Here is a 19,598-nt window from a genome sequence, read left to right on the forward strand (position 1 = left end):
CCTCGAATGCGAAAGGACCGTTGCCGCGGTGTCTGCAAGCCCTGTGCCAAGGGTGCGCCGCCGCCCCGCCCGAAAAGTAAAAAACTTATGCGCAGGCTGGCACGGGAATTGCAGTTTCAGTCCTGAAATCCCCGTCCGAGGCGGGTCCATCAGAAGGTTCGACAGCATATGGCAGAATTCAGCGCCAATATGGGACAAGGCGGTTCGCAGAAGGTCATGGGCCGGTTCGCCGGCATGACGCTGCCGTTCGGTATCCTGGCCGTGGTGGCGATGATGGTGCTGCCGCTGCCGGTGATTTTGCTGGATACGTTCTTCGTCTTTAACATCCTGCTGGCGCTGCTGGTCCTGATGGTATCGCTGCATTCCTACCGGCCGATGGACTTTTCGAGCTTCCCCAGCGTTCTGCTGATCGCCACCGTGCTGCGGCTGGCGCTGAACGTGGCCTCGACCCGGATCGTTCTGACCTCGGGCCACAGCGGGTCCGGTGCGGCGGGCAAGGTGATCGAGGCCTTCGGCGCTTTCGTGATCGGCGGCAATTTCGCGGTGGGCCTGGTGGTCTTCGTCATCCTGATGGTGATCAACCTGATGGTGATCACCAAGGGCGCGGGCCGGGTGTCGGAAGTGTCGGCGCGTTTCACCCTGGACGCGATGCCGGGCAAGCAGATGGCGATCGACGCCGACCTGAACGCCGGTATCCTGACCTCGGAAGAGGCCCGCGTGCGCCGCGCCGATGTCGCCACCGAGGCCGATTTCTACGGCGCGATGGACGGTGCGTCGAAATTCGTCAAGGGCGACGCGGTCGCCGGTATCATCATCCTGGCCGCCAATATCATCGGCGGCATCATCATCGGCACCGCCCAGCACGGCATGGGGATCGCGGATGCCGCGCAAAACTATGTGCTGCTGTCGATCGGCGACGGGCTGGTCGCGCAGATTCCGTCGCTGCTGCTGTCGATCGCCACCGCGATCATCGTGACCCGGGTTTCGTCCTCGGCCGATATGGCGGCGCATATCGGGTCGCAGATGAACATTTCGCGCGCCTGGGTTCCGGTGGCGGCGGTGCTGGGCATCCTGGGCCTGGTGCCCGGCATGCCGAACCTGATGTTCCTGACCGCCGCCGGACTGGCGGGGGCGATGGCCTGGTACGCCAAGAACCGCGACGCCCAGAAGGCCGAAGAGGCCGAACAGGAACTGGCGGTGGCCGATCAGCAGAAACTGGCGGAGGAATCCAAGCCCACCGCGACGATCACCGCCAAGGACGTGACCGATTACGCGCCGATCTCGATCCAGATCGGGTACGGGCTGATCCCGCTGATCGACGGCGGCGACACCAGCCCGCTGGTGGCCTCGGTCACCGGGGTGCGGCGCGATGCATCCAAGGCGATGGGCTTCGTGGTGCCCGGCGTGCGCATCCGCGACGACCTGAACCTGCAGTCGAACCAGTACCGTCTGAAAATCGGCCAGGCCATCGTCGGCGAAGACAGCGTCTATCCCGACCGCAAGCTGGCGCTGCCCGGCGGCATGTCGCGGCGCAAGCTGAAGGGCATCGAATGCAAGGACCCGAGCTTCGGCATGGATGCGGTGTGGATCATGCCGCACCAGCAGGCCGAGGCCGAGGCCGACGATCACGTCGTGGTCGAACCCGAATCCGTGGTCGCCACCCATCTGAGCCAGCTGATTTACCAGCACGCCGACAAGCTGATCGGCCCCGACGACGTGCAGACCCTGCTGGGTATCCTGAAACGTTCCAGCCCGACCCTGGTCGATACCGTGGTGGACAAGCTGGTGCCGCTGCACACGCTGACCTCGGTGCTGCGCCACCTGCTGACCGAACGCATTCCGGTGGGCGACCTGCGACGCATCCTGGAGGGGCTGGCGGATATTTCGGGCATGGGCCTGTCGCCGATGGAAATGGCCGAACGGCTGCGCCCGGCGCTGGTGCCGCAGATGCTGCAGCAGATCGTGCCGGTCAACCAGCCGCTGCCGCTGATCACGCTGAGCCCGGACCTGGAACAGCTGCTGCTGCGCTCGATCCCGCAGGGCGGGACCGCCCTGATGGTGGATAACGCGCTGGCGGAACGCATTGTCACCGGCCTGTCGGAGATGAGCGAAAAGCTCGCCGCCGAGGGCCGCCACCCGATCGTCATCGTGGCCAGCGCCCTGCGCCGGCCGCTGGCTGCCTTCACCCGGATGCACGCGCTCGATTGTGTCGTGCTGGGTCTCGACGAGCTGCCCGAAGGCCGCCGTATCGAAGTCGTGTCCACCATCGGTGGCCGTGACGCCGTAGCGAACATGGATCAATAGGAGAGGATCTCATGAGCAAAACCATCACCGTTCGTGCTGCTGACAGCGGTCTGGCTATGGATGAAGTTGTCCGGCAACTCGGTCCCGAGGCGCTGATCCTGTCGACCTCGCGCCGGGGTGGCTTGGTCGAAATCAAGGCCACGCTGGAAGCCGACGAAGCGGTTCCCGCCCGCCGCAAGGATGCAGCTGCAGTATCCGTGGCGCAAGAGAACCCGATCCTGGAAACCTCGCCCTCGACCTTCGAGGCGCTGCTGAAGCGGCGGCTGGAAGAAGACCGGGTGGAGGCCGTCGTCGAAGCTGCAAGGACGGCGATCGAGGAAACCAAGGTCCCCGAGCCCGAGGCAGTGGTGGTGCCGATGGTGGCGCCGGAACGCCGCAATGGCCAACCGCGCGTGACCGGTCTTGGCGCCTTCGACATCCCGATCCCGGAACTGCCCGAACATGTGATCGACGCGGTGCGCGAGGATCTGGATTATTTCGACCGCAGCCATCAGCTGATCGGGCTGTCCAAGGCCATCGTGTCCAGCATCATCCCGGTGCGCGTCACCGAAGCTTTGGGGGCAGGGCGGTTCTGGCTGGCCGGTCCCGACATGCGCCAGAAGGCGCTGGCGGCGATCCGCCTTGCCATGCGCAAGATGGATGCGGGCGAGGCGAAACCGTCGTTCTACGTGATGGGGTCGGAAGCGCGCGCCGATGCGGCCTTCCTGGCGTCCAAGGCGGAATTGCTGGGGCTGACCGTGTCGTTGGTCGACGAAAGCGTCGGCCGCAACCTGCCCGACAACGTGCCCGGGTCGCAGATCGTTCTGCTGCCCGACGACGCCGACAAGGCGCGCGAATACGCCACCAAGTTTCAGCATGACGGCGACAAGGGGCTGCTGGTGCTGCCCAGCGTCTATGGCCGCCGCCGTCTGGAACAGGTGCTGAACGGCTGGTCGGGCATGGATGTGCAGCTGATGCTGTGCAACCCGGAAAAGGAACCGGTGCCGGCGGAACTGGTGGCATGTCTTTTGCAATTTAACTGGCAAGTGGCCTGGATCAGCCAAGGGGACGCAATCCTCGACAACCTGGACCAGGTGAATGCCGAAACGGTGACCGGATGGATGCGCGGCTGGATTGACGCGCCGGAGGAGGACAGCGTCGTGCCGCAGGCCGCGCCGCTGTTCCACAGCCGCCAGTCGAAGCCCCGGCAAGAGTTTGAGTGAGGACGGTTATGATAGCGCAGAAGGGGTATACCCAAACGACCACAGACCCGGACACTCTTGTCAAAGAGCACATGCCGCTGGTCCGTAAGCTGGCCTGGCATTTCATGGGCCGGGTCGGGCAGTTTGCCGAAATCGACGATCTTTTGCAGGCCGGCTACCTGGGCCTGATCGACGCCAGCCGGCGCTATACGGTGCAGGAAGGCGTCAGCTTTTCCGCCTATGCGGCGATCCGCGTGCGCGGCGCCATCGTCGACTTGCTGCGGCGCAATTCCAACCTGTGCCGGTCGACCATTTCGATGCAGCAGAAGGCCCGCGCCGCCGAACGCGACCTGGCGCAGAAGCTCAGCCGCGATCCGACGCCGGAGGAAATGGCGACCGAGATGGACATGCCGCTGTCGGAGTACCTGAGCTGGGAAGCGCGGTTCCAGGCCAACAAGACCCAGTCGCTGGACGAGGTCTATTCGGATCATTCGGCGCTGTTCGAAGACAACAGCGTCAATCCCGAGGACGCCACCCAGCACCAGCAGATCCGCGCCATCATGAAAAAGGCGGTGGCCGAACTGCCCGAACGCGAGGCGCTGGTTCTGCAGCTCTATTACGTGGAAGAAATGAACATCTACGAAGTCGCCGCCATTATGGGCGTGACGACCGGGCGGGTATCGCAGATCAAGAAGGCCGCGATCGGCCGTTTGCGGGACCGGATGAAAGGCGCCTTCTGAGGCGCTGAAGTCAGCCGGGTATCGATGCTGTCCGCAAGAAGGGGCAGGGCAAGCTGTTTCTCAACGGCTTGTTTCAAGCGGGGCAGGCCCGCTTTTTTTGTGTGATGACGCCATCGCGGCCGGCGCGCCCAAAGCGGCGCTTACCAAGGATTTTCAGAAATCCCTGGTGCGTCACAGGTCCGGCAAAATGTCTGACAGGGAAGAAAGGCGGGCCTTACAGCAGGCCCTGATCGCGCGCGGTGATCACCGCGTGGGTGCGGTTGTTCGCGCCCAGCTTCTTGCAGATCGATTTCACATGCATCTTGATCGTCGCTTCCGACAGCTGCAGCGAATTGGCGATTTCCTTGTTCTGCTTGCCTTCGCCGAGGCATTCCAGAACCGTCTTTTCGCGCGCGCTCAGCTTGCCGACGCCTTCGCCCGCTTCGGACGTGTCTTCGCGCATCAGGTCCAGCGGCACATAGGTTTCGCCGACATGCATGAAGCGGATCGCGATGGCGAGGCTTTTCGCCGGCATCGTCTTGGGCACCAGGCCCGCGGCGCCCTTGGCCAGCGATTCATCCAGGATACGGCGGGTCGGCGTTCCGGTCAGGATCGCGACGGGCCGGTTCTTGTTCATCTTGATCGCGCGGATCAGCCCCTGGGTGCCGTTCATGCCGGGCATGTTGTAATCCAGCAGGACAACGTCGTAACCGCCGTTTTCGGTGATCGCCGAAAGCGCCCCGTCAAGATCGGTGGTCGTCGTCACATCCATGTCCGGCTGGGTAGCAAGGAACATCGACAAAACGTCCAGGATCATGCCGTGGTCGTCTGCGATTAGAACACGGATCTTGTTACTGGTGTCGTTCATTGGGACCTCTTTTACCTTCAGCCATAAGGACTAGTCACTCGTGTATACAGACGGCCAAACAGAAGGATGTTTTAAAACTTCTTTTTGATTAGATCATCTGTTCAGGAAACCACAAGCAGCAATTCGCAAAATAACATACTAAAGTATGTATGAGTAGACGGAAGACTAGATTGTCAGCCGGAAAGGTGGGCCTTACCAATTTTCCCAGATTTAATAGGACTCTAATCAATGTACCCGATGTTTTTGCGCATTGTATTGGTGCTTGCTGCGGTTGTGGTCTTGGTGGGGGAAGGCTCTGCCGATACGGGATTTAGCGGTATCGATGGAACTTCTGTCCAGACCGCGCCGGTCGGGCGCCTTGGGGCGCTCAGTGTCAATTTCGGCACCGGTGCCCGCTTTTTGAACGGTGCAGATGTAAAAACAGCGGGGGCCATGTCGCACTGAGGCTCATCGGGCCGTTTACGCGATTTGGCCTGCATTTAAACAAATGATGTTTGAACAGTTACAGTAAAACTCCGGCGTCCGCTCAGCGCCAAATTCATTAAGGGTGGCAGGTTTTCAAAACGGGACAAAGACTGCCAGGGACAGCCTGTCCATGCGGTTGCGGCGGCGTCTTCCAAGCGAAGGCTGCGGCGCAACACGGGGGCAAGCTGCGGGGGGCTGGCAAGTCCGAACCGGATAACAGCATTACAAGCCGGCGTTTTGCCGGCATGAAGCGAGGATTAACATGTTCGGGGAAACCCTTGCCCTTGAGCGAAAGAATAAGACATGGATTTGGGTCGCCATTGCCGGGCTGACCTGTTCCGTACTGTTGGCGGCTTTCTTTCTGGGCCAGTCGCTGATGCGCTTTTCGGATGTTCTGCAATATCGCCAGGAACGGGTGCATTATTTCCACTGGGTTTCCTCCGAGCTGACCTTCAATCAGTCGGAGCTGCATCTGGCGATCGATCGGGCCGAAAGCGCCGCACCGGGCGATCCGGCTTTCGGCGAGCTGCGCCGCGAATTTCAGAATACCCAGGCCAGGATCGTTCAGTTGAACCGGATGCGGGACGACCGTCCCGGCCTGCTGACCGAAGAGATGCAGGCGCTGGTCGCCTCCCAGATCGCCTTCGTCGAGGACACCCTGCCGATCATGGCGCTGCCCGACGCGCAGTTGCAGTCGCGGCTGCAAGAGGTCGAGAAAGCAGTCAACGACCTGAACCTGGCCCGCAAAGCGGCATTGGCCGGCTATCTGGACCGGATGCAGGCGCTGTTCGGCGAAAACGACGATGCGTTCCTCAAGGTGCTCAAGGAATTCGCCATCTCCGGCGCCGCAATCCTGCTTTTCCTGCTGGCGGTGATCGTTCTCGACGGCATGCTTCTGCTGAAGCTGCGGCAGAAGAACGGGATGATTTCGCGCGCCAACGACAATCTCAGGGCGGTGGTCGAAACTTCGCGCGACGCGGCAGTGACGATGGATGCCGAGGGCCGGATGGTGGCGTTCAGCCGGGCGGCGGAACAGATGTTCGGCCTGAGCGAGGACCAGGCGGTTGGAATGCTGTTCACCGATATCGTCGTCAGCGAATTGCCGGCCGAGGAAATGCGGGCGCGGATCGGCCGCTGGCTGCGGGAAAAGGCGCAGTGGTTCCGCGACGGCCGGCGGCTGGACCTGAACGGCAGGAAGCCCGACGGCACGACCTTTCCGATCGAGGTGGGATTCGGCGTGCTGCATGACGCGGCGGGCGAGGAATTGCTGATCGCGTCGATCCGCAACGTGTCGGATCAGACCGAACGGGAAATGAGCCTGATGAAGGCCCGCAACGAGGCGCTGCAGGCCGAACGCGCCAAGTCGCGGTTCCTGTCCGCGATGAGCCATGAAATGCGCACGCCGCTGAACGGGGTTCTGGCCAGCCTCGATCTGATGCGCGAAACCACCCAGATGAACGAACGGCAGCTGGAACTGGCCGAGATCATCGAACGCTGCGGCGACGATGCGCTGGAACAGGTCGAAAACGTGCTGGAGCTGACCCGGCTGGACAAGCTCAACAGCGTCGCGGTCGGCGCCGCGCCCTTCACCCCGGTGACGATCCTGCGCGACCTGGTGGACCGGCTTGCCTCGCAGGCGCGGCTCAATCGCAATCGGCTGGTGCTGGAAACCGAGCTGCCCGATACCTTTGCCGTGGTCGGGGCCGAACGCCTGTTCCAGCAGATCATGCGCAACCTGATTTCAAATGCGCTGAAATTCACCCATGACGGCAAGGTCAAGGTCACGCTGTCCGCGCGGGAGGGCGATGACGGCAAGCTGGATATACGCGCCGCCGTCACCGATACCGGCATCGGCATCCGCGCCGATCACCTGGACCGGATTTTCGGCGATTTCGAAACCATCCGCGAATCCTATTCCCGGTTCAAGTCGGGCACCGGTCTGGGCCTGAGCATCGTGAAGCATTCCGCGGAATTGATGAACGGCAGGATCGCAGTTGACAGCACCCCGGGCGAAGGAAGCGAATTTGCCTTCGAAGTTTCCTTGCCAAGGGTAGCGGAGGGGGATGAAAACTGTTTAATGTCGCCCAGCGAAAGCGTCAGAGAGTCAGAGAAATCGACGAGAATGAACATCCTTGTTGTGGAAGACAACCAGATCAACCGGCGCATGCTGGTGGATATGCTGAATGCCAAGGGGCATACGGTGGCCGAAGCGGCGGACGGGCTGGAAGGCGTGTCGCTGGGGCGGGCGCAGGCGTATGACCTGATTCTGATGGATATCAGCATGCCCAAGCTGGACGGCGTCGGGGCCACGCGGATGTTGCGCGAATTCGGCAAGTGCCAGAATGTTCCGATCGTCGCGGTGACCGCCCATGCGCAGCCGGAAAACATGAAAGAGTTTCTCGATGCGGGCATGGATCAGGTCCTGACCAAGCCGTTGCGGATGCATATGCTGGACCAGCTTTTCCTGGATCTGGTGAAGTCGGCGGCAGCATCCGATGACGCAGGGCAGCAGGCGCGCGACGAAACAGAGACAGAGGAAGTTTCAGCAACCATGATTGACAAGGACGTATTCGACGGTCTGCTCGACATGCTCGATGTCGACACCCTGGGCGGGTATATCGACCAGTTCGAGCAGGACGCGGCACAGGTTTTGCCGGTCTATCTGGACGCCGTCGAGAAGAGCGATTTCTCCACCGCCCGCGCCGAGGCGCATCGCTGCGCCGGTGGCGCCGCGGTGATCGGCGCCTCCGATGTGCATGGCATCTTGCAGGGCATGACCGCCGCGGCGGATGCCAGCGACGCACAGAAATGCCGCGACCTGGCGAACCAGCTGCCCGGCCTGACCGCAGCCACGATGAAAGCGATGCGCGCGTCGCTGGCCGTCGCCGGCTGATTTCGCACGGCCCTTTCGGGATGACCCGCGCCCGGGCCGATCTGGCCGCCGGGGGCGTTCTGCTGTTTTGACGGGGCAGGCGGGCCGGATCAGCGGCCGATCACGATATCGGCCTGCAACCCGCCCAGTTTTTCGCTGTCGCCCAGCCGCAGCACGCCGCCATGGGCGCGGGCGATGTCGTTGGCGATGGCCAGGCCCAACCCGACGCCGCTGGCCCGGTTCTGGTTGCGGGCGCTGTCGAGCCGGGTGAAGGGCTTCACCGCATCTTCGCGTTTTTCCGGCGCGATTCCGGGGCCGTCATCCTCGATCCGGATGCGCAGCGATTTTTCCGTCAGCAGCACCGACACCTCGGCCCGGTTGCCGTAGCGCACCGCGTTTTCGATCAGGTTGCTGACGGCGCGCCGGATCGCCAGCGGGCGCAGCATCACCTTGCCCAGGTCGCGGCCCTGGGCGCGGATCAGCGTCACCGGGATTTCGGCGCGCTGGCTGTCCTCGATGATCCGCTCGACCAGGTCGAAGGGATCGACCTCTTCCGCTTCGACCTCGCCGGTGCCGCGGGTGAAGGACAGGAAACCGTCCAGCATCTTCTGCATGTCGTCGACATCGCGCTCCATCGCTTCGCGGTCGTCGCTGTCCAGCAGCGACAGGCTCAGCTTCAGCCGGGTCAGCGGCGTGCGCAGATCGTGGCTGACCCCGGACAGGAGCAGAGTGCGCTGTTCGATCTGCCGCTCGATCCGTGCCCGCATGTCCAGGAAGGCACCGCCCGCCGCTCGCACTTCCAGCGCGCCGGAGGGCCGGTAGGGCACCGTGCGCCCCTTGCCGAAAGCCTCGGCCGCCTCGGCCAGCCGCTTGATCGGGCGCAGCTGGTTGCGCAGGTAGATGAAGGCGATCACCGTCATCAGCACACCGAACACCACCATGTTGACGAACAGCTGATGCGGCTGCGAAGCCGACACCCGCCTGCGGTCGAAATGGAAATCCATCACCCCCGCCGGCGTAGTTACATAGACATGGACGTTGTAATCGTCGGGCAGGGCGATCCCTTCGACGCCCTGCAATTCTTCGCGGAACGAGGTCGAAACGATCGCCCCGGTCAGATCGTACCAGCGCCTTTGGTTTTGCACCGGGCCCTCCTCGGCAGGGATCGCCGCGATGTCCATCTCCAGCGCCTTCGCCAGATCGGTCAGGGCAGGCGGCAGCGGACCCGGCGCATCGGGCAGGCGGTCGATCAGCAACTGGATTTCGCGCGCGGTCGATCCGGTCATCTGCTGCGTGACGCCTTCGAAATGGCGCTGGATAAACACGACCGAGACCACCAGTTGCAGGGTTACAACCGGCAGGACCAGGATCAGGGCGGCCCTTGAATAGAGCCCGCGCGGGACATAGCGTTTGAGCCAGTGAAATGCCATGCGCAGACCCTAGCGGCGTGCGCCACAGGAAGGAAGCCAAATGCAAGCCCCCGACGATTTCGATCCCCCCATCGGGGTGCCCGAGGAAATGGCCGACGGGCTGCGCCGGATCGTGGCGCCGAATCCGTCGCCGATGACCTATCGCGGCACCAATACCTATCTGCTGGGGGCACGCGACATCGCGGTGATCGACCCGGGGCCGGATTCGGAAACGCATCTGGAGGCGATTCTGGCGGCCCTAGAGCCGGGGCAGCGGATCAGCCATATCCTCGTCACCCATACCCATCTGGATCATTCGCCGCTGTCGCGGGCGCTGGCGGCGCGCACCGGCGCACCGATCCATGGATTCGGCGACACCCGCGCCGGGCGCAGCGCGGTGATGCAGAAACTGGCCGCCGGGGGCATGATCGGCGGCGGCGAAAGCCCCGACCTGGATTTTGTCCCCGACGTGGTGCTGGGCGATGGCGACGTGATCCGCGGCGACGGTTGGGAACTGACGGCGCTGTGGACGCCGGGCCATTACGGCAATCACCTGTGTTTTCAGTGGGGCGACGCGGTGCTGACCGGCGACCTGGTGATGGGCTGGGCCACCTCGCTGGTGTCGCCGCCCGACGGCGACCTGACCGATTTCATGGAATCGTGCGAAAAGCTGCTGCGGCTGGACCCGAAGGTGCTGCATCCCGGCCACGGCGCGCCGGTGACGGCGCCGCGGCAACGGCTGGAATGGCTGCTGGCGCACCGGCGCGAACGCGAAGCGCAGATCCTCGCCGCGCTGGAACAGGGCGCCGACACCGCCCAGGGGCTGGCCCGGCGCATCTATACCGAGGTGCAGCCGGCGCTGCTGCCCGCCGCGACCCGCAACGTGTTGGCGCATCTCATTGACCTGATGGGGAAAAACCGCGTTTCTCCGGTCGGGGAACTGGCCGAGGACACTGTTTTTGAACGGCTTCCGACGGGGTGAAAATTTTTTCGCAAAAATGTGACAAAAGCCTCTGGACGCCGGGAAATCACATGGCTATACACCGCCACATGTTCCGGCGTAGCTCAGCGGTAGAGCAGTTGACTGTTAATCAATTGGTCGTAGGTTCGATCCCTACCGCCGGAGCCATAAAAAGCCCTTAAGTCATAGAGACTTAAGGGCTTTTTTTGTTTTTGGGTATTGTTGGAAGTACGCCGGAATCGCCACGGAGTCGCCACCGTGCACAAATTTCAGAGGATAATAGCCGGGTTCTGCCAATACTGTTCTAAGGGTGAAGAAACTTCTTCTACCCACACAAATGGGATCGCCTCGACCGCAGCTCTTCGCCGTCAGCTAGGCTTCGCTGTTTGAAGGTACTCCAATAGGTTCTTCAACATCTCCAAGACTTCATCAAACGTCACGATGCGTACCCCGTGAGAGTTCTTTCGATAAAGCTGGAATGACCGGCGTTGATCCTTATCCGTGGGCATCGTGCCAACGATCAGAACACAATCAATCTCATAGTCCGCGACTTCATTTTCGCCGTGCCAATCGTTATCGGACTGATGCAACGGGAACCTGCGGGCGAAGTGATACCGCTGATCAAGAACCTGCGTCACGCCACCTGACAGCTCATCATGCGGGCCATAGACGCCATCCCTGTATTTCTTCACTAGGGGCGACTGGGGCTTTTTGATCTCGATAAGAGCAGCATTGTTGTTGATGCTGTTCTTATACAGAAAGTCGCCAATCTTCTCACCTTTGCCGTCGATGCGACGACCGCCGACATAGGATTGCCCGTTGACGCAAATGACCGGATACCCAAACGCGAAGGATAACAGGAACGGATCAACCTCGAAGAACTTCTGCCACTTGTTTTCGTTGTGGTTCTTGGCCATCAGCTCTTCGAACTCTTTACTCGCAAGTTCCAACCGGGTCAGTTCTAGCTCTGAAATCAACTTCTCTGTGGCTTCGGGGGCTTGCTGTGCAAAGGTACGGGCTGAGCGACCAAGCTCAGTGACCAATTCCGTCTGCGCATCGAGGTCACGGTAGTCTGGATCGGCGGCATACTTTTGGATCAGCTGACGTATCTCGTTGCGACCCAAGCGGAACGGTCGAGATTCAGCCCCCACAACTTCTGCAACCACATTGTAAGAGGTCGTCGCCTTAACCTCGTTCTCTGCCACTTGAGCGCGGCGATCAATGCGGTCAATCTCGGTGATCAAATCACCGAAGGCATCTAGGGACAGCTTGAACTCGTCATCCATCGGGTCGCCATCACCGATGTACAGAACATCCTTGTCCGAGTGCTCAGCCACAGCATCCAAGACGAAGCGATACTCCTTCTTGATGCCAAGCCCAAAGTTTGGATCGCGGGTCAGGCCATCAGGCTGGAAATCCAAAGCCATATCTGCGGCGGTCTCATCCGGATTGGGGTCAGCGTCGAACCAATCAAACGATATCGCCGTAATTTTCTTGTGCTTGGGGGTGAACGATCCGTCCGGTTCTGGCCGCGTATACACCGGATAGAGCCGGACCCGCTCATTGGTTTCATCCAGCGTATAGAGAACGACCGGTTCGACCTTGTCGGTGTCCGGGTCAAGCCCTCCGTCCTTGATGCGCTCCTCGGACGGCTTCACATACACATCCCAGCTACCCGGCACATTGCCCGGTTTCACCGTGATCTCTGGTGCACCCTCAATTCTCTGTCCGGGTATGCGTCGTGCCATTGCTTACGCCTCTGCCTTCTTCTTGCGGCCGCGTTTGGGTTTGGGGGCGGCGGCGCGGGCCTCGCGGATGCGGGCGAGGAGTTCGGTGGCGGGTTCGTCCGTGGGGTCTTGGGGGACCAGCTCGCCTGCGAAGGCTTTGGCGAGGATGCGCTGATCCAGCCGGTCGGTGAGTTTCAGGGCCTTCTCGGCCTCGGCAGCGAGGCGGTCGATCTTGGCGAAGGCGGTTTCAATCTTTATCAAAGTCGCTTTTCTAACCTCTGGCGTTGCCCAAGGGATCGACAACTTCTTCGCTTGTCCCAGAGAGAAATTGGCGCGAGCTACATCCACAGCGTTTTCAGTGATCTGCGATTGAGCCGCTGGCGAAATTAGCCACTGCGAAAGGTAGGAGGCATCTTCAAAACTTGGTTCGCGCAAACGTATAACAGCCACAGCCTGATTACAGTTGGCACCCACCAACTCGCTTGGCACTACTGCTGACCGTCCAATGGATGCTCCAACGATGTTCAGCAGGACGTCATCCTTCTCCATCACCGAGTTACGTTGCTTTTCGTTGAACTCAATGGGAAGACGTGTGACATCCGCGAGGTTTAGTCTCCCCCAAAGAACGTTTTGGCTCCTTACAAAAATCGCTCCTTCGTCTGAATACTCAAACCCCTGCCATTTGGGCGAAGAACCTTTGGTAATTCGATCACAAACTAATCCGAGTTCGATCTCACCAAACTGCTCTGACAATCCTTCGAACAAAGCACTGACGAAACCAGCCTTGTGTTTCTCCACCAGCTTTGCGATGGCGGTGAGGTGGGTGCGGGCGGTGGTGGTGCGGGTGCTGAGGGTGTCGAGCTTCGTCACAATCCGCCGTTGCTCGGGGAGTGGGGGGAGCGGGAACGCATAGTCGCTCACGTTCTCGAATTTCACGCGAGGACGATCTCCTGTGCTCCTTTGATCAGCCAAAGCGCGATATTCGGTACTACGCAGCAAGCTTTGCAGGAAACGCTGTTCAATTGCCTCCGAGGTAGGGAACACGATAAATTCGGCAGACGCTGTCCCATCAAACTGCGCAAGGTGCACCTTGTTCAGGTAAGGTCGTAAGCGGCCATACAAGATGTCACCGTTTTTGAAGATCACGACCGCGCTTTTCAGCTCGCTGACCGGCTGGCTACCGAGCAGTTTGGCCGTGTGGGCTTCGATGTGATCCATCCCGAGGAACGGCATTTCGCCCAACGTCGCTGGGTCGGCCTTTTCGCCGCGTGGAGCCGTTACATCGGCCAACGTTGTCAGCGCCCACCCTTTAGGAAGCTCGCTCATTCCGCCACCTCCTGCTTCGCGGCCTGCGCCTGCTGCCAGTCATGATAGCTCTGCTTGGAGCCTTTCACCTTCCATTCTGTTCGCCCATTGCTGTTGCGGTCCAGCACAACCGCCGCCGCTGCCGAGGGGCTGTTGAACGGCCATGGCTTTGCAAAGCGCAGCTTGTCCGCACCGTGCGGGATCAGCACGGCATCGGCGATCAGCTTCTCTTTCAGCCCGCCATAGCTTTGCTGGACATAGCCCGTGCCAGTCAGCGCCTCGGACCCTTCCAGCACGATGAATTCACCGTCTTCCTCCACTGCCGTGGCCTGCACCCCGCTTTTGTGCCGGATTTCGAACTGCACATCGCCCGTGGTGCGCTCTTCCACCGGTTTAGCGGTTTGCGTCACGGCGCGGGGCTGTGGCTTGAGCATGTCCAACCCGATCACGGGCAGGATGATCCGTAGGTTGGCCAGAAACTGCTCCATATTCGCCACGTCCGCCTCGGGCAGTCTGCGACGGCTGGTGTCGGGTTGGGTGCCGTTGTCGAGCGTCACGCGGCCCGCCTGCGCTGTCAGTTCGATCAGCCGCGCCTCAAGGTATTCGGCGTGACCCTTGGACAGGTCGTCATCGCTGGTGGTTACGGCGATGGCGGTTTCCCAGAACTCGCGCTTTTCGGCGCTTTGCTTGATCCGCTCGCGCACCGAATTGGCCGAGCCGATATATACGCGGGTCATGCCCTGTTTGTCAGGGTCGGGGCCGGTGAGGACGTAGACGCCGGTGCGGTCCACCTCTTCGCGGCTGGTGAGGCTGGCGAATGTGGATTGGCTGGAGACAAGGACAACGCCCGTCCAGCCGTGGATTGTCGCCTTGCGTAGGCCGGTGGGTTTGCCATCGACAAGGAAGAGCTGGATGGTGCGCCCGAAGGTCTCTCCCGTGCTCATTCTGCGGCCTCGACGGCTGGGGTGTCTTCCAGCTCTTCGCTGAGCGCTTCGATCTCGTCCAGCGCGGCGCGCAGGTGGCCCATGATCGCGGCGGCAATTTCATCGGGCTCGGTCATGTCGTCTTCGGGATCGCCGCTTTCATCGCGCAGCCATGTCCAGTCGAGGTTGTCGCCACGTTCGGTGATCTGTTCGCGGGTGAGCTTGCGCCAGCGGCTGTCTTCTCCCTCTTCATTGCGGTCTGAGCTGCCAAGTGGATCGGGGCCGAAGAGGCGTTCGAATTCCTCGAAGTGGCTTGGCGTCAGCGGATTGGTCTTGCCGAAGGACGGCATGTTGGTGCGCAGGTCGTAGAACCAGACATCGCTGGTGGCCTGTTGTCCGTGGTTGGCCGGATAGACCTTATCCGTCACGCGGGTGAAGAACAGCACGTTGGTCTTGACGCCTTGGGCATAGAAGATGCCCGTGGGCAGGCGCAGGATGGTGTGAAGATTGCAGTTCACCATCAGGAAGCGGCGCAGCTCAGTCCCCGTGCCGTCGCCAAAGAGGATGTTGTCGGGCATCACGATTGCACAGCGCCCGCCCTTCTTAAGGTTGCGCACAGCGTGTTCGAGGAAGGGCATGGGGCCGACACGTTCACCCGCCGTCAGGGTGAAGTCAGGACGGTTCACATTGCCCGACATCTTGTTGAACGGCGGATTGGTGAGGATCACATCGGCTTTGCCAAGCGTTTCGCCCTGCGGCGCGCAACTGTCTTCGCATCCCACAAGGCTTTCGATCCCGTGCAAGAGCATGTTCATGACGCACAGGCGGTGCGTATCCGGCACCCATTCGTGTCCGCGAAAGGCAAGGCGGCGCTGGAAGTTTCCCTGCTCTTCGGTCAGCGTGAACAGATCGTCGGTGGTGTCCTTGATCGCGCGATCTGCGGCAATGAGGAACCCGCCCGTACCAGCGGCAGGGTCTTGGATGAACTCGCCGGGTTGCGGTTTGACTAGGCGGATGATGCTATCAATCAGAGCACGGGGCGTGAAATATTGGCCAGCCTTGGACTTGGTGGCCGAGGTCGTTTTCTCCAGAAGCCCTTCGTAGAGATCACCCAAGCCGTCCTCACGGGCCGTGAACCAGTCGAGCTTGTCGATATTGGTCGTCAGCGTCTTGAGGTCTTTAGGCAGACGGATGTGGGTCATGGCGTCGGTGAAGATCGCCAGCGTGACCGGGTCTGTCGTTTTCTTCGGGTTGCCCAGCTCCAGCAACATCGCCTTGTAGTATTCGAGTTGATCCCCGCCCTCTATCGAGGCCAGTTTGCGCCAAGAATGCCCGTTTGGCAGACGGGCCTCCTGTCCGGTTTCCTCCAGCATTTTCAAAAACAGAAGGTAGGTCAGTTCGTTGACGTAGTTGGAATACGATACGCCCGCCGATTGGAGGGTTTTGCATTCGCGCCAGAGCTTGGCGACGATTTCAGCGGTGTTAGGGTTCATGCGCTCACTTTCCAGAGTTCTTCGTTAAAGTCGTGGAGGATGGTTTCCAGCTGACCGTTGAACACCCGATTGAGGCGGTTAAAGCCCCCCTGCGCGGCAAAGGTGCCTTGGTCGATGCTGTCGCGATCCACGACGATTTCTTTTGTGATTTGCTCGGCAATACGCCGCAACCAAGTCTTTTGCGGGTCGGTCCATTTGGCCTTGGCTAGGATCGCCTTTGTAGCGGATTGCACGCGGGTTTCAAACGGGATCAATGGGTCTCCCAAAGCTGCCTGTCGGACAAAACCAATGATTGAAGCGGCAATGTCTTCGTTCGACGCATCATTCCACGCGCGACGTAGGCTTGTTTCAGAGAAGCCCATTTTGTCTAATTCAAGCCGCAGGTTCCGCAACTCTGCACGGGTAAGCTCCCTAGGGCGTTGGACCACAACCGAAAGCGCCGCGATCTTGTTTTGGTTGTTCTTTACGAATGACGTGAAGGTGTCCAAGAAGTCCTCGGGCTTCTCATACTCGCCATAGCCGGTTGTCACGGCTTCCATGCTGTCTTCATGGTGTGAGATCGGCACAAGGTTCGGCCCTGATCCATCCGGGTCCCAATCCAGTATCTTGCCCAAACCAGCGAACCGCTTAGCATATGCAGCGGCCTGCTCTGGGGTATGGTTCTTCAAACGGTCCCGCAACTCCTCTGCGGTTTCTCCCGTTAGGTCCCTTATTGCTTCTGCCACCTTACTTGGCAGCTTTCTGAGTTTGCGATGCAGCTTTGCCAGCACCTGATCGCGCACAAGCTCTCGCTGATCATCCTCGTCAACCGATGCAAGCTCATCAAAAAGCTGCTCGAAGGTCAGCTTGGGGTTGCTGGCAACGGGTTTCATCTGTGTCAGGTCTTGCAAAGACGCGTAGAGGTCCACGGCATCAAAAATGCGAAAGACTTCTTTCCCGATATCGTCACACCGGCGGGTGGCTCGTCCCAGCATTTGCTCGTAGAGAATACGACTATTCACCCGTCGGATGAAAACAAGGTTGGTGATCTTCGGAACGTCAATGCCGGTGGTCAGAAGATCAACGGTGACAGCGATCTGCGGGAAGGCGTCGTTTCTGAACGAGCGGATCAGCGCCCCAACTTTGTCGACACTGCCCGTGATTTTTCGGATGGCGGCATCCTCGATTGAACCATATTGCGCTGCGAATGCCTTTTTCAGCTCATGCACGACGATATCCGCGTGGGCATCAGTGGCCGCGAACACCAGTGTCTTTCCGTCCAAACTTGGGTCGATGTGCTTTGCCAGTTCTTCTGCAACCACCTGATTGAACGGCTGCGTGATCACCCGTTTGTTGAAGGCTTCAACTTGAAAGTTCAGCTCATCCGGGGTCGTGACATTGTCGATTTCTCCCGTTTGGCTGTCCATGACTTCGACATCTTCGCCAGCTGCAAAGGTAATCCCTGCTTTGCTGAGGGCGGTCTGGAACCGAACTGGCGGTTCATGGTCGATCAACCATCCATCCACAACGGCTTCCCGGTAAGTATAGGTGTAAATTGGATCGCCAAAAATCTGCGCGGTGTGCAGTGCTGGCGTGGCCGTTAGGCCGATCTTCACCGCGTCAAAATACTCCAGAACCCGGCGATACTTCGAGACATAGTCGTCTTGGCTTCTGAAACTCAGCTCTGCATCCGACATCTCGCGGTCAAGCAAATAACCACGGTGGCACTCGTCAATCACCATCAGGTCATATTGACCAATCGGCGGAACATCTGCGGGATCGCTGTTATAGAGAACGCGCTTCACCAACCCTTGAATGGTGCAAATGTGCACGCGTGTTTCAGGATCGGGCTTAACATCCTCAAGTCCCTTCATGCCAAACAGCTGCCCGAAGGTCTTCGGTCCCTCAATCGCAGTGCTCATGAACTCGTCACTGGTCTGAGTGCCAAGCGCTGACCTATCCACGACAAAGCAGATGCGACGGAAACGCTTCGTGGCCAACAACCGGTACAGCATGGCAATGGCAAGTTTGGTCTTACCGGTCCCAGTCGCCATCGCCACCAGCATTTCGCGCTTTTCCGAACCAAGAGTTTTCTCGACCTCTTGGATCGCGGCCTTCTGGTAGGGGCGAAGCTGAAAGCCAAAGTCAAAAGATCGGGCTTCCAAGGCAGCCTGAGCCTTTTCCTTTTCAACCTCCAGCATAGAGACCAATTCATCGGGCGAGAACCAACCCATGAGCGCGCGCCGTAGGTTCTGCAGCAACCTCACATCTCGAAACCAAATACCACTCTCGGTTTCAACCTGTTTTAGGTAGGGCCGCCCATTCGTAGAAAAAACAAATGGCACATTGAATTCATCATTCCATTTTTCCTTATTTCCCGCGCCCTGAATTCCTTTTGAATACCTTTCAGCCTGATCAATCGCCGCTGATACGTTTTTTCGGTATCGCTTGGCTTCAACAATACCGACGCAGGTCTCGCCAACAAAAAGGGCATAATCGGCGGGGCCAGATTGAGTTGGCCATTCAGAGATTGCCAGATTTTTACCTTTGGCGGGTCTAACGCCCTTGCTGTGTCGCAACTCCGAACTGTCGGCCTCCCACCCACGATCCCGGAGTTGCTGGTCTATGAGTTCTCGCGTCGATTGTTCGTCTAGGTCGATTGCCCCGACGGCAGCATTGGAGGCCTGAACAAACTCCATCTTCTGTGTAGCAGTTTGCACCTGAACCTGTGCAGCCAGCTCTTGCAGTTGTTTGTCGGCATCCTGTGCCAATGCCTCCCATGTTTGGCGCTCGGAAAGTTCACGTTGATGCCTCGCAGCGGCGCTTTCAGCGTCCAAAAGAGCTTGTTTTCTTTGTTCTTCTGCCTTTTGTACAGCGGTCAGCGCGTCGTCCCTTTCACGGCGTAACCGTTCAAGCTCTTTGGTCAGTTCCTCCGTCGATGATTGGGGGGCACGCGGAGGAACAAAGGGACCGGGTGAGAATTCGCGGTCATTGGTGCTCGCTCGAAGATGCCAAACCCCAAGCTGAACCGACATCTTCAAACATGCCAGAGCTTGACGATGATCTCCTTGGCCAGCGTGAACTGCGGCGTTGCCCAGCTTTCTGATGTGGTGGAGCACATCGAGCACGCGGTCCGGCGCCGCGCGGTCATACTTCAACCTGCGCAACAGATCGACTTGTGTATCGGCATCGACCAAATCGACACCCATCAATACGGCGTGTCGCCGGGAAAGTCGTTCACTGAATTGCCTGAGCTTTATCAGACTTGTACTGGGGTCTTCTTGAAAGTAGCTCTCCGCGAGCCTGCCTAAATTGGCAAGCTCACCGTCCAGCTGATCCAAAAACTCGAAATTACTTTGCAGATGATCCATTGCACAATTTTTGCGATAGCT

13 protein-coding genes and 1 tRNA gene are annotated in these 19,598 nt (G+C 59.8%); 7 read left to right on the forward strand and 7 right to left on the reverse strand.

The window, feature by feature from the left end; all coding sequences use genetic code 11:
- The first annotated feature begins 168 nt into the window (after positions 1-168).
- From flhA to GR167_RS00385, 3 genes are read left to right on the forward strand one after another with little or no spacing between them, the layout of a single operon-like run.
- Complete coding sequence (gene flhA, locus GR167_RS00375; protein ID WP_370741201.1) at positions 169-2,304, forward strand: flagellar biosynthesis protein FlhA; 2,136 nt, start codon at positions 169-171, stop codon at positions 2,302-2,304.
- An 11-nt stretch (positions 2,305-2,315) separates the two neighbouring features.
- Positions 2,316-3,506, forward strand: a complete 1,191-nt coding sequence (locus tag GR167_RS00380) for a hypothetical protein (protein WP_160971461.1) — start codon at positions 2,316-2,318, stop codon at positions 3,504-3,506.
- Between the two features lie 8 nt (positions 3,507-3,514).
- On the forward strand, positions 3,515-4,225 hold the full coding sequence (locus GR167_RS00385) for a sigma-70 family RNA polymerase sigma factor (protein WP_160971462.1): 711 nt from the start codon (positions 3,515-3,517) through the stop codon (positions 4,223-4,225).
- A gap of 214 nt (positions 4,226-4,439) precedes the next feature.
- Here GR167_RS00385 and GR167_RS00390 read toward each other — a convergent pair whose 3' ends face one another.
- The gene (locus GR167_RS00390; RefSeq protein WP_160971463.1) at positions 4,440-5,072 is read right to left on the reverse strand and encodes a response regulator transcription factor; all 633 of its coding nucleotides are present in this window, start codon (positions 5,070-5,072) and stop codon (positions 4,440-4,442) included.
- A 228-nt stretch (positions 5,073-5,300) separates the two neighbouring features.
- On the opposite strand from GR167_RS00390, the gene GR167_RS00395 reads away from it, so the two are divergent.
- Entirely contained in the window at positions 5,301-5,516 is a 216-nt protein-coding gene (locus tag GR167_RS00395) for a hypothetical protein (protein ID WP_160971464.1), read from the forward strand.
- Between the two features lie 367 nt (positions 5,517-5,883).
- On the forward strand, positions 5,884-8,430 hold the full coding sequence (locus GR167_RS00400) for a hybrid sensor histidine kinase/response regulator (protein ID WP_160971465.1): 2,547 nt from the start codon (positions 5,884-5,886) through the stop codon (positions 8,428-8,430).
- Between the two features lie 89 nt (positions 8,431-8,519).
- On the opposite strand, the gene GR167_RS00405 is transcribed toward GR167_RS00400, so the two are convergent.
- On the reverse strand, positions 8,520-9,839 hold the full coding sequence (locus GR167_RS00405) for an ATP-binding protein (protein WP_160971466.1): 1,320 nt from the start codon (positions 9,837-9,839) through the stop codon (positions 8,520-8,522).
- A 40-nt stretch (positions 9,840-9,879) separates the two neighbouring features.
- Here GR167_RS00405 and GR167_RS00410 point away from each other — a divergent pair, with 40 nt between their 5' ends.
- Entirely contained in the window at positions 9,880-10,800 is a 921-nt protein-coding gene (locus GR167_RS00410; protein WP_160971467.1) for an MBL fold metallo-hydrolase, read from the forward strand.
- Positions 10,801-10,872: 72 nt separating this feature from the next.
- Positions 10,873-10,947, forward strand: a tRNA-Asn gene (locus GR167_RS00415).
- 200 nt (positions 10,948-11,147) lie between these two features.
- Here the strand turns inward: GR167_RS00415 and GR167_RS00420 are convergent.
- From GR167_RS00420 to hsdR, 5 genes are read right to left on the reverse strand one after another with little or no spacing between them, the layout of a single operon-like run.
- The gene (locus GR167_RS00420) at positions 11,148-12,527 is read right to left on the reverse strand and encodes a Shedu immune nuclease family protein (RefSeq protein ID WP_160971468.1); all 1,380 of its coding nucleotides are present in this window, start codon (positions 12,525-12,527) and stop codon (positions 11,148-11,150) included.
- Between the two features lie 3 nt (positions 12,528-12,530).
- Positions 12,531-13,832, reverse strand: a complete 1,302-nt coding sequence (locus GR167_RS00425; RefSeq protein WP_160971469.1) for a restriction endonuclease subunit S — start codon at positions 13,830-13,832, stop codon at positions 12,531-12,533.
- Positions 13,829-14,755, reverse strand: coding sequence for a GIY-YIG nuclease family protein (locus GR167_RS00430; protein ID WP_160971470.1), 927 nt, complete (start codon positions 14,753-14,755; stop codon positions 13,829-13,831). The genes GR167_RS00425 and GR167_RS00430 overlap by 4 nt, the downstream gene beginning before the upstream one ends.
- Positions 14,752-16,227 carry a class I SAM-dependent DNA methyltransferase gene (locus GR167_RS00435; protein WP_160971471.1) on the reverse strand — a complete coding sequence of 492 codons (1,476 nt, stop codon included), beginning with the start codon at positions 16,225-16,227 and terminating at the stop codon, positions 14,752-14,754. Before GR167_RS00435 ends, GR167_RS00430 begins: the two co-directional genes overlap by 4 nt.
- On the reverse strand, positions 16,224-19,577 hold the full coding sequence (gene hsdR, locus GR167_RS00440; RefSeq protein WP_160971472.1) for a type I restriction-modification system endonuclease: 3,354 nt from the start codon (positions 19,575-19,577) through the stop codon (positions 16,224-16,226). The genes GR167_RS00435 and hsdR overlap by 4 nt, the downstream gene beginning before the upstream one ends.
- Positions 19,578-19,598: the final 21 nt, after the last annotated feature.

Source organism: Thalassovita mangrovi (assembly GCF_009857745.1).
Taxonomy (GTDB): Bacteria; Pseudomonadota; Alphaproteobacteria; order Rhodobacterales; family Rhodobacteraceae; genus Thalassobius; species Thalassobius mangrovi.